12 protein-coding genes are annotated in these 13,162 nt (G+C 69.0%); 6 read left to right on the forward strand and 6 right to left on the reverse strand.

The annotated features are described in order from the left end of the window. Positions 1 to 72: 72 nt before the first annotated feature. From ABIB15_RS06035 to ABIB15_RS06045, 3 genes are read left to right on the forward strand one after another with little or no spacing between them, the layout of a single operon-like run. Positions 73 to 1,236 carry a sensor histidine kinase gene (locus tag ABIB15_RS06035; RefSeq protein WP_354476096.1) on the forward strand — a complete coding sequence of 388 codons (1,164 nt, stop codon included), beginning with the start codon at positions 73 to 75 and terminating at the stop codon, positions 1,234 to 1,236. Between the two features lie 5 nt (positions 1,237 to 1,241). Further along, on the forward strand, positions 1,242 to 2,492 hold the full coding sequence (locus tag ABIB15_RS06040; RefSeq protein ID WP_502908916.1) for a hypothetical protein: 1,251 nt from the start codon (positions 1,242 to 1,244) through the stop codon (positions 2,490 to 2,492). Between the two features lie 31 nt (positions 2,493 to 2,523). After that, positions 2,524 to 3,189 (forward strand): response regulator, encoded by a 666-nt coding sequence (locus ABIB15_RS06045; RefSeq protein ID WP_354476098.1) that lies wholly within the window; start codon positions 2,524 to 2,526, stop codon positions 3,187 to 3,189. Positions 3,190 to 3,439: 250 nt separating this feature from the next. On the opposite strand, the gene ABIB15_RS06050 is transcribed toward ABIB15_RS06045, so the two are convergent. After that, complete coding sequence (locus ABIB15_RS06050; protein WP_502908913.1) at positions 3,440 to 4,678, reverse strand: MFS transporter; 1,239 nt, start codon at positions 4,676 to 4,678, stop codon at positions 3,440 to 3,442. 131 nt (positions 4,679 to 4,809) lie between these two features. On the opposite strand from ABIB15_RS06050, the gene ABIB15_RS06055 reads away from it, so the two are divergent. Continuing rightward, complete coding sequence (locus tag ABIB15_RS06055; RefSeq protein ID WP_354476100.1) at positions 4,810 to 5,136, forward strand: thiamine-binding protein; 327 nt, start codon at positions 4,810 to 4,812, stop codon at positions 5,134 to 5,136. Here the strand turns inward: ABIB15_RS06055 and ABIB15_RS06060 are convergent. After that, positions 5,069 to 6,445: a glycosyltransferase 87 family protein gene (locus ABIB15_RS06060; RefSeq protein WP_354476101.1), complete on the reverse strand. Its 1,377-nt coding sequence runs from the start codon at positions 6,443 to 6,445 to the stop codon at positions 5,069 to 5,071. The genes ABIB15_RS06055 and ABIB15_RS06060 overlap by 68 nt on opposite strands. A 5-nt stretch (positions 6,446 to 6,450) precedes the next feature. Beyond that, entirely contained in the window at positions 6,451 to 7,278 is an 828-nt protein-coding gene (locus tag ABIB15_RS06065; RefSeq protein WP_354476102.1) for an ADP-dependent NAD(P)H-hydrate dehydratase, read from the reverse strand. Between the two features lie 81 nt (positions 7,279 to 7,359). On the opposite strand from ABIB15_RS06065, the gene ABIB15_RS06070 reads away from it, so the two are divergent. Both ABIB15_RS06070 and ABIB15_RS06075 read left to right on the forward strand, forming a co-directional pair. Then, the gene (locus ABIB15_RS06070) at positions 7,360 to 8,442 is read left to right on the forward strand and encodes an NADH:flavin oxidoreductase/NADH oxidase (RefSeq protein WP_354476103.1); all 1,083 of its coding nucleotides are present in this window, start codon (positions 7,360 to 7,362) and stop codon (positions 8,440 to 8,442) included. Between the two features lie 15 nt (positions 8,443 to 8,457). Further along, positions 8,458 to 8,901, forward strand: a complete 444-nt coding sequence (locus ABIB15_RS06075) for a GNAT family N-acetyltransferase (protein ID WP_354476104.1) — start codon at positions 8,458 to 8,460, stop codon at positions 8,899 to 8,901. A 230-nt stretch (positions 8,902 to 9,131) separates the two neighbouring features. Here ABIB15_RS06075 and ABIB15_RS06080 read toward each other — a convergent pair whose 3' ends face one another. The 3 genes from ABIB15_RS06080 to guaB1 all read right to left on the reverse strand — a co-directional run bounded on the left by ABIB15_RS06080 (position 9,132) and on the right by guaB1 (position 13,065). Beyond that, a complete protein-coding gene (locus tag ABIB15_RS06080) occupies positions 9,132 to 10,178 on the reverse strand; it encodes a hemolysin family protein (protein ID WP_354476105.1) in 1,047 nt (348 codons plus the stop codon). Then, positions 10,175 to 11,503, reverse strand: a complete 1,329-nt coding sequence (locus ABIB15_RS06085) for a hemolysin family protein (protein ID WP_354476106.1) — start codon at positions 11,501 to 11,503, stop codon at positions 10,175 to 10,177. The genes ABIB15_RS06080 and ABIB15_RS06085 overlap by 4 nt, the downstream gene beginning before the upstream one ends. A gap of 122 nt (positions 11,504 to 11,625) precedes the next feature. Next, positions 11,626 to 13,065: a GMP reductase gene (gene guaB1, locus ABIB15_RS06090; RefSeq protein ID WP_354476107.1), complete on the reverse strand. Its 1,440-nt coding sequence runs from the start codon at positions 13,063 to 13,065 to the stop codon at positions 11,626 to 11,628. Positions 13,066 to 13,162 lie beyond the last annotated feature (97 nt).

The raw sequence follows: 13,162 nt of genomic DNA on the forward strand, positions 1-13,162 counted from the left end.
GGATTGGCCCCGTCGGAGTGAGGTGCTCTGTCGGGCGCCGCCTCCCGGAATCCGAAAGCAAACAGGATCACTGTGGAACAATTCGCACACGAACGGGACCGCCTGCTGAGGAGCACCGCGCGCGGACTGGGCCTTGCCAGTCTCGTCGTCTCCCTCCTCTGCCTCGCGGTCCCCGGGGTCGTGCCGCTCGGCACGCTCCTGACGGCGATTCCCCTCTTCGCGGTATTCGCCTTCTGTCTGGTCCGGCTCGGTTCGAGCGGCTCCGTGATCTGGCCGATCCTGAGCATGGTTGCGGGTCTGTCGATCCTCGTCCTCGTGCAGGTGCCGTTCGACGGCGACACGACCGTCGCGGCGGGGACCTCGCTCGTCACACTCGCCGGCGGCGGCATAGCGGCCCTGGCAATCGTGCTGACAGGCAGTCTCCCGCGCATCCTCATCCTCGCAACGGGCCTCGTCGCGAGCACCGTGCTCGTCGAGCTCGCGGTTCCCGGTGCCCGCCTGATCTCCTCCCAGAGTGCGACGGTGCTGCTCGGCTGGGCGCTCTGCGCGACCTTCGCCTACTGGTTGAGCGCGACGGTGCCCCGCGCGGCCCGGCAGATCTACAGCATCGGTCGCGCCCACAGGGCGGAGCGGCAGGCGAGCGAGACCGAGGCTCAGCGCCGACAGGGCGCCCGACTGCTGCACGACACCGTGCTGGCCACCCTGACCCTCCTCGCCCACTCCGGCGTGGGGGTCGCGCCCGCGGCGCTGCAGCAGCAGGCCGGCGACGACGCGAGGCTGTTACGCCAGCTCCGCCTCGGCGGCACTCCTGTTCCGCAGCCGTCCGAGCACTTCAACGTCGAGCCCGTCGAGGAGTCTGCTCTCGGGCACACCCTCGAATCGGTCAAGCAGCGATTCGGGCGGATGGGCCTCGAGGTGAGCTGGCACGGCACCGGCCAGGTGCTGCTGCCGAGCGACGTGCTCGACGCCTTCCTCCTCGCCCTCGCCGAGTGCCTCGAGAACGTGCGCCGGCACGCCGGGGTGACGGATGCCCACGTGACGATCACCGACGACGAGACGACCGTGCGTGCGATGGTGACGGATGCGGGCATCGGCTTCAGCCTCGATGACATCGACTCCGCTCGCCTCGGGTTCAAGGACTCGGTCGTCGGTCGACTCAAGGAGGTCGGCGGGAACGCACGCCTGTTCTCCTCCCCCGGCGCCGGAACGACCGTCGTGCTCGAGGTGCCCCGGTGAGCGGCATGCCCCGTTCCGCGGAGAACACCCTCGGCGTCGCACGCGGACGGCGTCGTCTCGCGGGGGTCCCTGCCTCGTCGACTGCCGCGCGCGCCGTCGTGCATGCCAACGCCCAGGGTTCCTCGCTCGGCAGCGCGCACCTCGCGCTGGGGGCCGGAGTGCTCTGCGCCATCCAGGCCATCTACGGCCTCGTCGCCTTCGCGACGAACATCGGTTCCTACCCGAGTGCACTGCCTGCCGTTCTCGCCTGGCTCCTGTTCATCGCGGCATTCGCGACCATGAGCCTGTCGATCGCCACCCGCGGCGAACGGCTCCCCACCTGGCTCTTCGCCTCCTACCTCGCGGCACTCGCGGCCGTCGTCGCACTCGATTTCGTCGCGATCGCGCCGTTGGGCGACGTCGGTGCCTACGCCACGGCATCCGTCACGGCCGGCTTCGGCCTCATGACGGCGGTCGTGCACCGCCCGGCGCGCGAACTCATTGTGGCTGTCGCGGCGCTCTTCATCGCCTTCGTCACCGCGATTGTGCTCACCACGCCGCTCACCGCCGAAACGATCCCCGGGCAGATCACCACGGTCGCGATCGCTGTGTTCCCCCCGCTCGTGGCGGTGTTCGCTGTGCGGCAGTTCCGGCGCATGGTGCAGCTCGAACTGGACCGCGTGCTCGTGCAGAGCACCGTCTCGGCGCCGCGGTTCGCCGTCGGGATGCTTGCCTCCGAGGAGCTTGCCCGGCTTGACCTTGCTGCCGAGGAACTGCTCGACTCGGTCGCGAGCGGGCGCACCGCGCTCCCCCTCCGCCCCAAGCTCGCGTCCACCGCGGCATCCCTCGCCACCGAGCTGCGCCTGCACCTCATCGAGGGCCGACGGGAGACCTGGCTCTACCACGCGATCACCGAATCCAACCAGCTCGGAAAGTCGGCGACGCTCAAGGACGCCGGAAGCCTCGCCGGGCTACTCGACCCACAGCAGCGCGACGGGCTGCTCTCGGCCGTGTGGCTGCTCGTCGCGGAGAAGAAGAAGAGCTCCCCCGCCACCGCGCAGCTGGTCATCGGACCGGTGCTTCCACGCATCGACCCCGGTTCCAAGCGCACCATCACCATTCCGATCGTCATCACCACCACCGGCGTTCACCGCAACCGCGTCGACCCGTCGGCGTGGGCGGCGATCGCGAAGGTCGGCCGGTTCGTCGACTCCACGGAGCATTCGAGCCTGCGTGTCGACATTGAGTGCATCGTCCCGAACCCCGCCGACCAATAGCATTCGACAAAGAGAACAGGAACACCACGCGATGACTGAAAACCGGATCCGCCTTGCCTTGGTCGATGACCACCGGATGCTGCTCGGCGCACTGACCGAATGGATCCGAGGCGCTGCGAGCGACATCGACATGGTTGCCGCGTGCGCGTCCTGGCCAGAGCTTTTGACACACCCGCAGTTTCCCGTCGACGTTGTGCTGCTCGACCTCGACCTCAAGGACAACCTCCCGATTTCACTGAAGATCTCGACCCTGAAGACGGCCGGAGTGAAGACGGTGCTCATGAGCACCTACTCGGAGCCCAACGTCGTGCGCGAGGCTCTCGCGGCGGGCGCCCTCGGCTACCTCGTCAAGAGCGAGGACGCCGAGATGATCGTCGAGGCGATTCGCTCGGCGGCCAAGGGCGAGTCGTACATCTCAGCGGAGCTCGACCTCGCACTCAATGCGGGCGACGTGGGCGGGGCGCCGAAGCTCAGCGCCCAGGAGCGCCGCGTCATGGCGCTCTACGGTGGCGGTGAGCCCGTGAAGACGGTCGCGTACCAGCTCGATATCTCTGAGGAGACGGCGAAGTCCTATCTCAAGCGGATCCGGGAGAAGTACCGTGTCGCGGGCATCGACGTCGGCACGAAGGTGGCGCTGCGGAAGCGAGCGATCCAGGACGGCATCCTGCTTCAGACTGATATGCCCGGCGCCTACTAACTGCTTTCATCATTCAGGAGTCTGGGGCTGAACTGACTTTCATCATTCAGGAGTCTGGGCTGCCAGCATCCGCCTGATGGACGAATTCTGGGTCTGGCGCGCGGTGCGCGGGGCGGCAACGGACCCCGCGGCCACCGCGGCGACGGCCCGATCCTGAATAATGAAACACCCACCGACCGCCTGCTCCTGAATAATGAAACACCCACCGACCGCCTGCTCCTGAATAGTGAAAGCAGGCGGATGCGCCCGGCTACACCGGCGCCAGCACCGGCTCTGTCACGCGGCGGCGCTGCAGCAGCAGCGCGGTCACAGCCAGCGCGATGCCAGGGGCGCAGAGGATGAGGCCGACCCAGGTGGGCGAGACGTAGCCGAACCCGGCAGCGATGGTCACCCCGCCGAGCAGGGCGCCCAGCGCGTTGCCGAGGTTCAGCGAGGCGTGGTTCGCGGCCGCAGCGAGCGTCTGGCTGTCGCCGGCGACGTCCATGAGCCGGGTCTGGATGGCGGGCGAGAGGGCGGATGCGGCGAAGCCGATCAGGAACACGAACACCAGCAGTCCCGCCGTGGTCTGCGAGGTGAGGGCGAGCCCGGTGAGCGCGATGACGAATAGCCCGAAGTAGGTGAAGATCGACCCCATCACGTTGCGATCGGCGGTCCAGCCGCCGAGGAAGTTGCCGAGGGTCATGCCGACCCCGACGACGACCAGCACGACGGGCACGAATCCCGTGCCGAGCCGGGTGACCTCGGTGACGAGCGGGGAGATGTACGTGTACACGGCGAAGAACCCGCCGAAGCCAACCGCGCCGATGAGCAGGGCGAGCCAAACCTGAATGCGCCCGAAGGCGCGCAGCTCACGCCCCATGGTCGCGTCGGGATCCCCGGGCTGGAATGGAACGAGGTACGCGATCGCCACGAACGTCGCCGCGAAAATGGCCGCGACAGCGAGGTAGGCGATTCGCCAGCTCGTCATCTGCCCGAGGTAGGTGATCGTCGGCACACCGATCACGTTCGCGATCGTGAGACCGGAGAGCACGAGGGCGACGCCCTGCCCCCGCTTGCCAGGCCCCATGATCGAGGCCGCGACGAGCGCGGCCACACCGAAGTAGGCGCCGTGCGGCAGCCCAGCGGCGAACCGCGCGGCGAGCACGAGGCCGAAGCTCGGCAGGAGCGCGGAGGCCACCGTACCGATCGTGAAGGCGGCGACGAGCACGAGAAGGAGCTGCTTGCGCGGGAAGCGGGCGGCGAGCGCCGCGATCGTCGGCGCACCGACGACGACGCCGAGGGCGTAAGCGGAGACGAGCGATCCCGCTCGCGCGTTTGCGACCGCGGGCGAGTCGGCGTACAGGCCCGGGAGGAGATCCTGGGCGAGGTTCGGCAGCAGCCCCATCGCGACGAATTCGGTCGCGCCGATGCCGAAACCGCCCAGAGCGAGCGCGAGCAGCGCGAGTCGGGCGCGGGCGGGTGTGAGTGTGGTCACGAAGGTGCGAACCATTCTGGTCACGAAAACGGGGAACGGCTCGCCGTCGAGCATCCAGCAGAGCTCGCCGCGGCGAACTTCCCCCTACTGTACGGCAGTGGCTCGCCGCGCCTGGATCCGACCTCCTCGGGTGGGATAATCGGCGGATGCTCGTATCCTTTTCAGTCGCCCCATCCGGAACCGGCAACGACGACGGATCGGTGCACGACGCCGTCGCCGCGGCCGTGCGCATCGTGCGCGAATCGGGCCTACCCAACCACACCGACGCGATGTTCACGACCATCGAGGGCGACTGGGACAGCGTCTTCGATGTGATCAAGCGCGCGACGGAAGCGGTCGGCGCTTACGGCTCTCGCGTGTCCCTCGTGCTCAAGGCAGATATCCGACCGGGCTGGTCGGGAGAGCTCACCGGAAAGCTCGAGCGCCTCGAGGCCGCTCTCGAGGGCCAGGATCCGCCGGCACCCCAGATCTAGGCGCGCTCGACACGATGGCGAGGACAGCCCAGCCCAGCACCACGAACACCAGCAGGTTGCGCAGGGTGAGCACGACCAGCATCGCCGGGAACACCCCGAGCAGGTACCCGTACAAGTAGGGATAGATCACGTGGGTGAGGCCCGCGATCACCAGCACGAGCGCGGGGGGGACCACGAAGCTCGCTCCCCGCCGCTCGGCACGCGTCACCAGCCCGAGAATCACGGGCACGGCGAGCCACGAGATGAACTGCGGCGAGCCGACCTTCTGGAACGCGATCATCCCCGCAAGCAGTGCGAGCACGAGCGGCGGCAGCAGCGCCGCCGCATCCGCCCCCCGGCGCAGCGCGACCAGCGCGACGGCGGTGATGGCCGCGACGGCGAGCAGCAGAACCGGAGTCATGAGTGAGCCGACCAGATCGGTGCCCTCGCCGCGCACCTGCCAGGTGAGGATCCTGTCGTCGTAGTAGACGCTCGCGCCGGCCACGCCCGCCCAGGCGAGCCACATCCAGGCCGTCGTGACCGGCGCCTCGACCTGCAGCCCGCGCCCGGTCTGCTCGGTCACAAAGCTGAAGACGTTGGCGCCACTTCCGAACGAGAGCGTCACGGCCACCACCGCGATGCTCACGCCGACAGCCGTCGCGAGCACACGCCAGCGGTCGCGGCTCACGGCGACGATCGCGATGACGATCGCGCCCGGCCACACCTTGATCCACGCGGCAATCGTGAGCAGCAGCGCCGCGACGCGCGGCCTGGACGCGATCAGGCTCACAGCAATCACGGACAGCGACACGGTAACCGAGTCGATGCGGCCGAGTGCGATCGGCCCGAGCGCGAGCAGGAACAGGAGCCACCACCAGCCGGCGGCGGTGCGACCCGGGCGCGTGCCTCGGCCGGTGAGCACGCCGAACGCCAGCGCGTTGAGCAGTGTCACCGTCACGAGCCAACCGGCCACGTAGGCGCCCGGGCCGACCGTGGCGAGCGACAAAGCCGGGATTGCGTCGGCGATCTCTGTGCCCAGCTGCGCGGCGAGCATCGGCACCAGGGCGAGGATCGGATAGACCCACGGCGCGTCGATGCCGACCCAGTAGTCGGCACCGGTGGCCTGATCCGTCCAGAAGCGGTAGACGGTGACGTCGCCGAGCGGCCAGCCGTAGCCGAAGACGTTGAGGGCGATGAGCACGGCGTGCACGAGCAGGAAGCCCGCCCACAGCACGCGCGGGTCTCGGGCGGCGCGGCGCCAGGGGATATCCGCGGTCGCACCCGCCGGCGGCGCCTGCTCCCCGCCAGAACCGACGGACACCGGCAGCACCCGGCTCACGCGAGCGGGGCAGCGAGCAGACGGGCGACGACCCCGGACAGCTCGGCGGCGAGGTCGAGAACGGTCAACGGGCCGCCCGCGCTCGCCCGCTCGGCGGCGAGGGAGTGCAGCACGCACGCCGTCGCCGCGAGCGGCGCGAGCGCACCGCGGGTCGCCGCGATCTCGGCGGAGTGGGTGGCGAGGAGTGAGCCGAGGATGCCGCCGAGGGCGTCGCCGGTGCCGGCGGTCGCCGTCCACGACGTCGCGGAGGTCACGAGCAGCCGGGTCCCGTAGGGGTCGGCGACGTGCGTACGGAACCCCTTGAGGAGCACCGTGACGCCGAGGTCGTCGGCGGCACGCGCCGCCCAGGCGGCGGGATCCCGCGTGATCTCCGACCGGTCGATGCCCAGCATCCGCGAAAGTTCGCCGTGGTGCGGGGTAATGACCGTCGGTCCTGCGGCGGAGCCGAGGAGTTCGAGGGCACCGGCGTCGAGGACGGTTGGCAGCTCCTGCGTGATGGCGGTTGTGAGGCGGCTTACGGTGGCGGCGTCGCGGGCTCCGGCCGCGATTCCCGACCCGAGCAGCCAGGCCTGCACCCGCCCCTGCCGGGTGACGATCTCAGGTCGGCGCGCGAGCGCGAGTCTCCTCGGCACCTCAGGCCCGAGGTAGCGCACCATGCCGACCCCGGTACGAAGCGCGGCCTCGACTCCGATGACGGCGGCTCCCGGATAGTCCGTCGACCCGGTGACGATTCCCAGCACACCGCGCGAGTACTTGTCGTCGCTCGCCGTGGGAACCTTGATCTGCCGGGCGGCGTCCGCCAGCGTCCACTCGGAGTAGGTCACTGTTCGACCCTAGTTCGCTTGCGGGCGGATCGGATGCCGGAAGCGGGCATAGATTCGCGCGGTGCTCGGTTGTAGGTCGAGATGTCTGAACCCACGCTCTTCTCCTCGCACACCATCCGCTCCGTCACCGTGCGCAACCGCATCTGGGTCGCGCCGCTCTGCCAGTACTCGGTGGACAGGGAGGACGGCGTGCCCACCGACTGGCACCTCGTGCACCTCGGTTCGTTCGCGCGCGGCGGCGCCGGCCTCGTGATGACCGAGGCGACCGCCGTGAATGCGGTCGGCCGCATCTCGGCAGAGGACACCGGCATCTACACTGACGAGCAGCGCGACGCATGGTCACGCATCGTCGACTTCGTCCACGGCCAGGGCGCCTCCGCCGGCATCCAGCTCGCCCACGCGGGCCGCAAGGCGTCGGTCTTCCGGGAGTGGGGGCCCGACTCGGGCACCCGCCCGGTCGGTGCCGGCGGCTGGTCCACCGTTGCGCCCTCCGCCGTCGCCTTCGATGGCTACGACGAGCCGGGCGCGCTCGACCGTGCCGGCATCGACGACATCGTGGCCGACTTCGCGCGGGGCGCGCGCCGATCCGTGGAGGCCGGGTTCGACATCCTCGAGATCCACGCCGCCCACGGCTATCTGGTGCACCAGTTCCTGTCGCCGCTGTCGAACCGGCGCACTGACGAGTACGGCGGCAGCCTGAAGAACCGTGCCCGGCTGCTGCTCGAGATCGTTGCCGCGGTGCGCGCCGAGGTCGGCGAGCTCGTGCCGATCTTCGTGCGCTTCTCGGCGACCGACTACACCGACGGCGGCTGGGATGTCGCCCAGACGACCGCCGTCGCGGAGTGGGCGCGGGATGCCGGCGCCGACCTGTTCGACATCTCGTCCGGCGGCCTCGTGGCCGGTGCGAAGATCCCGATCGGCCCCGGCTATCAGGTGCCGTTCGCCGCGGAGGTACGCCGCGACGCCGGGGTTGCGGTGAGCGCCGTCGGCCTGATCACCGAGGCCGCGCAGGCCGACGAGATCATCCGCTCCGGTCGGGCCGACGTGGTCATGATGGGGCGCGAGATCATGCGGGACCCGCACTTCCCTCTGCGCGCCGCCCACGAGCTCGGGGTGCCGATCGACTACTGGCCGGCCCAGTACCACCGCGCGCGTCCTCGCTAGCGGCATACTGGCGGCATGAGCCCGAGCATCCGCCCCCTCTCCCCCGCCGACCAGCCCGAGTGGAGCGCGCTCTACGCCGGCTACCGCGAGTTCTATCGCGAGCCTGCCGACCCGGCCAAGGTGCAGGCGGCGTGGCGGATGCTGTTCGACCCGGCCACCCGCCTCGAGGGTCTCGTGGCGGTGGACGACGGCGTGGTCGTCGGGCTCGCGAACTGGCGGGAGTTCCCCGACCAGCTGTCGGCGTCGACCGGGATCTTCCTCGATGACCTGTTCGTTTCGCCCGAGGCCAGGGGCAAGGGTGTCGGCGAGCAGCTTCTCGAGGCGCTCGCACAGGTCGCGCGGGATCGCGGGATCGGCGTCGTGCGCTGGATCACCGCACCGGACAATGCCACCGCGAGGCGACTCTACGATCGTGTCGCCGAGCTCGCCCCGTGGGTGACCTACGACCTGAGCCCGTGACCCTATCCGACCTCCGTGCTCACGCACGACCGCTCACCGCACCGCACGTCACCCCACCCCACCCCACCCCACCCCACCTCACGTCACCTTCGTCGAGCGTGCCTCTCCCGGCCGAGTGTGCCCATTTCAGCAGACACGCTCGGTGCGATCAGGCACACTCGGCGGAATCAGTGACCTCCGCGGCGGCGCATCCCCTCCGCGAGGAGGTGAGGCGGTGAGGAGGGGGCTAGCTAGATCCGCCGCGTCGCGTCCTGGACCTCGCCGACGAGCTCCTCGATGATGTCCTCAAGGAAGAGCACCCCCTGCGTGGTGCCCGTCCCGTCGAACACGCTCGCGAGGTGGGTGCCGGACCGGCGCATCGACGCCAGGGCGTCCTCGAGGTCCATCTCGCGGTCGATCGCGATGAGCTGGCGGATGCGCTTGGGCGGGACGGGCTCCTCGAACTCCTCGGCGTCCTCGAGGTCGATGACGTCCTTGAGGTGAAGGTACCCGGTGGGGAGGCCTGCGTCGTCGACGAGCACGTAGCGGGAGAACCCGTGCCGCGCGACCGCGCGCTCGACCTGCTTGGGCGTCGCCGCCTCCGAGAGCGACACGAGGTCGGGCATGGCGACGAAGATGTCCTTGACCTTCTTCTCGGTGAACTCGAACGCCGCCGAGAGGGCGCCGATGCTGTCGTTGAGCACACCCTCCTTGGTAGAGGTCGCCACGATCGTCGCGACCTCGTCGAAGGTGAACGCGCTCGTCGCCTCGTTCTTGGGCTCCACCTTGAACAGGCGCAGCACGCCGTTCGCGATCGCATTGAGCGACACGATCACCGGCCGGAAGATCGTCGACACGAACACGAGCGGCGGCGCGAGGATGAGCACCGCACGGTCGGGAACGGAGAACGACAGGTTCTTCGGCACCATCTCGCCCAGGACGACGTGCAGGAACGTCACGATGGCCAGCGCCGAGACGAATCCGATGGTACCGATCACCTCTGCCGACAGACCCGTGAGCTCGAGCGGGATCTCGAGAAGGTGAGCTATCGCCGGTTCCGACACGTTCAAGATGAGCAGCGACGCGACCGTGATGCCGAGCTGGCTTGTCGCGAGCATCAGCGTCGCGTGCTCCATCGCGTACAGGGCGGCCTTGGCGGCCGGATTGCCTGCCTCGGCCTTGTGCTCGATCTGGGATCGCTTGGCCGAGATGACGGCGAACTCGGCGCCGACGAAGAAGGCGTTCGCGGCGAGCAGGATCACGAGCCACGCGAGTCCCCACCAGTCTGTGTCGGTCATTTCTCGCTCTTCACTGGGATCGTCTCGCTGGGCACGGGGGTGGGGGTGAATCTCATGCGGTCGATCCTGCGCCCGTCGAGCCGCTCGACCCGGAAGATGCCTGCCTCGACGCTCACTATGTCGCCGACGACCGGCAGTCGGCCCAGCTCACTCATGATGAAACCGCCGACGGTCTCGTAGGGGCCGTCCTCCGGCACGGCGACATCCGCCCGCTCGAGCAGCTCGTCCGGACGCAGGATGCCGGGGAAGGTCAGCCAGTCGCGCGATCGGACGACGCCGGCCCTGGCCCGGTCGTGCTCGTCAGCGACCTCGCCCACGAGCTCCTCGACGAGGTCCTCGAGGGTCGCAACGCCCGCGGTTCCGCCGTACTCGTCGACGACGACGGCCATCTGGTAACCGTCCAGGCGAAGTTCGCCGATGAGAGTGTCGAGCTTCATCGTCTCGGGCACGCGCAACGCGTCGGTCTGCAGCGCCGACACGGGAACCTTGGACCTCTTTGCGCGCGGCACCGCGACCGCCTGCTTGATGTGGACGAGGCCGACAACGTCGTCGATGCTGTCGTCGATCACCGGAAAGCGGGAGAACCCGGTTTGCCGGGCGAGGTCGATGACGGTCTGGGCCGACTCCGTGCGATCGACGCTCGTGACGCGCGGCCTCGGCGTCATGACGTCGGAGGCGACGTGCTCGCTGAACGCGATCGTGCGGGCGAGCAGCGTTGCCGTGTCACGGTCGAGGCTGCCCTCGCGGGCGGACCGGCGCAATAGCGACGTGAGCTCCTCCGCTGTTCGCGCGGATGACAGCTCCTCCTTCGGCTCGATTCCGATCGAGCGGAGGATCGAGTTGGCTGTGTTGTTGAGGAAGCGCACGAAGGGTTTGAACACGAACGTGAACCCCGCCTGGAACGGGATGACGACCTTCGCGGTCGCCCTTGGCAGGGCAAGCGCGAAGTTCTTCGGTACGAGTTCGCCGATGATCATCGACAGCAGGGTCGCCACCGTGATTGCCACGATGCTCGCGATCACCGTGAGTATCCCGCCGGTGAGGCCGACGGCGGCGAGCGGTGCGCGGAGCATCGCGCTGAAGGCCGGCTCGAGGGTGTACCCGGTGAGCAGGGTCGTCAGGGTGATGCCGAGCTGCGCACTCGAGAGATGCGTCGAGGTGATCTTGAGAGCGGCGATCGTGATGGTGAGGTTCTTCTCGCCGCGGGCCTGGCGAGCCTCGAGCTCGGAGCGGTCGAGGTTGACAAGGGCGAACTCGGAGGCGACGAAGAATCCGGTACCGACTGTGAGCGTGAGCCCGATGGCGAGCAGAACGAATTCACTCATGGCGGCCACCGGACAAGTAACTAGAGGGGGGGTCATCCATTATTCGACTAATTCTACTGTGATCCCCGCTGGGAGCCAGCCACCGAAGCACGATTGCCACCCGGTCACCAGTTGCCACCCGGTCACCAACTGACCGGGAGCGCCTTGCCCTCCTCGTACCCCGCGGCAGACTGGATGCCGACGAGCGCGCGCTCAGAGAACTCGCCCAGCGTCGTCGCCCCCGCGTAGGTGAGCGACGAGCGCAGGCCGGAGGTGATCATGTCGAGCAGGTCCTCAACCGATGGCCGCAGCGGGTCGAGGTAGATCCTCGACGACGAGATTCCCTCCGCGAAGAGAGTCTTCCGCGCCAGCTCGTACGCCTCGAGCCTGTCGAACCGGTCATGCACGGCCTTCGTGGAGGCCATCCCCCAGCTCTCCTTGAAAAGCCGTCCCGCGGCATCCGTCTCCAGCTCGCCCGGCGCCTCGACGGTGCCGGCGAACCAAGAGCCGATCATGACCGAGGAGGCGCCGGCGGCGAGAGCGAGGGCGACATCGCGCGGGTAGCGCACCCCGCCGTCGGCCCAGACGTGGGCTCCGAGCTCACGGGCGGCAGCGGCGGTCTCGAGCACCGCAGAGAACTGCGGGCGTCCGACGGCAGTCATCATTCGCGTGGTGCACATCGCGCCGGGCCCGACGCCGACCTTCACAATGTTCGCGCCAGCGCGCACGAGGTCGCCGACGCCGTCGGAGGAGACGACGTTGCCGGCGACGAGCGGAATTCCGAGGCCCAGGGCGGCAACGGTCTCAACGGCGGCGATCATGCCGTCCTGGTGGCCGTGCGCGGTGTCGATCACCAGAACGTCGACGCCCGCCGAGGCGAGCGCCTTCGCCTTGCGGGCGACGTCGCCGTTGATACCGATCGCCGCGGCGACCCTGAGCCGGCCGGATGCGTCGAGGGCCGGCGTATAGATCGTCGACCGCAGGGCGCTGGTGCGGCTGAGCGTGCCGATCACGTGGCCGTGGCGGAGCACCGGGGCGAACTGCAGGTCGGCGGCGACCATGAGGTCGAACGCTTCCCGCGCGGTCGGCACGTCGTCGGCGTCGATCGAGGCGAGCTGGCCGTGCAGCAGGTCGCCCAACCGGGCGTCGGGCAGCGCGGTCTGCAGCCGGGCCGCCGAGATACCGCCGAGGTACCGGTCGCGGTCGTCGTGCAGCACGATTCCGTGCCCCTCGACGGCGGGCAGTCGGCGCAGCGCGTCGGCGACCGTGTTCTCCGGCCGGAGCGACAACGGCGAGTCGAACGCGACGGGCTGGTCCTTGACCCAGCGGATCGCCGCGTCGAGGTCTTGCAGGTGCATGTCCTGCGGGAGCACCCCGAGGCCGCCGCGGCGCGCGAGGGTCGCCGAAAGCCGGGGCCCGGTCACCGAACTCATGTTCGCCGAGACAATCGGAATCGACGTTCCCGTTCCGTCGCTCGGGGCGATCGACACGTCGAGCCTGCTCCTGATGCCCGACCTGCTTGGCACGAGAAACACGTCCGAGTAGGTCAGGTCGTGCTGCGGCACTGCATCGTAGAACTTCATATCTTCACGCTATTGCCTCACGCGCCGGTCGTACCCTTCCGGGAATGCGATTAAGCTTGGGTCTCGTGCCTCCAACGTCGGCGGACACCCTGTCTGA

The organism is Marisediminicola sp. UYEF4 (genome assembly GCF_040546025.1).
Lineage (GTDB): Bacteria > Actinomycetota > Actinomycetes > Actinomycetales > Microbacteriaceae > Marisediminicola.

What these genes read in the sequence shown, in the direction of transcription:
- ABIB15_RS06075 (WP_354476104.1), top strand. Translation starts at nt 8,458, where the DNA reads ATGAGCCCGAGCATCCGCCCCCTCTCCCCCGCCGACCAGCCCGAGTGG.
- ABIB15_RS06070 (WP_354476103.1), top strand. Translation starts at nt 7,360, where the DNA reads ATGTCTGAACCCACGCTCTTCTCCTCGCACACCATCCGCTCCGTCACC.
- ABIB15_RS06080 (WP_354476105.1), bottom strand. Translation starts at nt 10,178, where the DNA reads ATGACCGACACAGACTGGTGGGGACTCGCGTGGCTCGTGATCCTGCTC.
- guaB1 (WP_354476107.1), bottom strand. Translation starts at nt 13,065, where the DNA reads ATGAAGTTCTACGATGCAGTGCCGCAGCACGACCTGACCTACTCGGAC.
- ABIB15_RS06085 (WP_354476106.1), bottom strand. Translation starts at nt 11,503, where the DNA reads ATGAGTGAATTCGTTCTGCTCGCCATCGGGCTCACGCTCACAGTCGGT.
- ABIB15_RS06040 (WP_502908916.1), top strand. Translation starts at nt 1,242, where the DNA reads ATGCCCCGTTCCGCGGAGAACACCCTCGGCGTCGCACGCGGACGGCGT.
- ABIB15_RS06045 (WP_354476098.1), top strand. Translation starts at nt 2,524, where the DNA reads ATGACTGAAAACCGGATCCGCCTTGCCTTGGTCGATGACCACCGGATG.
- ABIB15_RS06050 (WP_502908913.1), bottom strand. Translation starts at nt 4,678, where the DNA reads ATGGTTCGCACCTTCGTGACCACACTCACACCCGCCCGCGCCCGACTC.
- ABIB15_RS06055 (WP_354476100.1), top strand. Translation starts at nt 4,810, where the DNA reads ATGCTCGTATCCTTTTCAGTCGCCCCATCCGGAACCGGCAACGACGAC.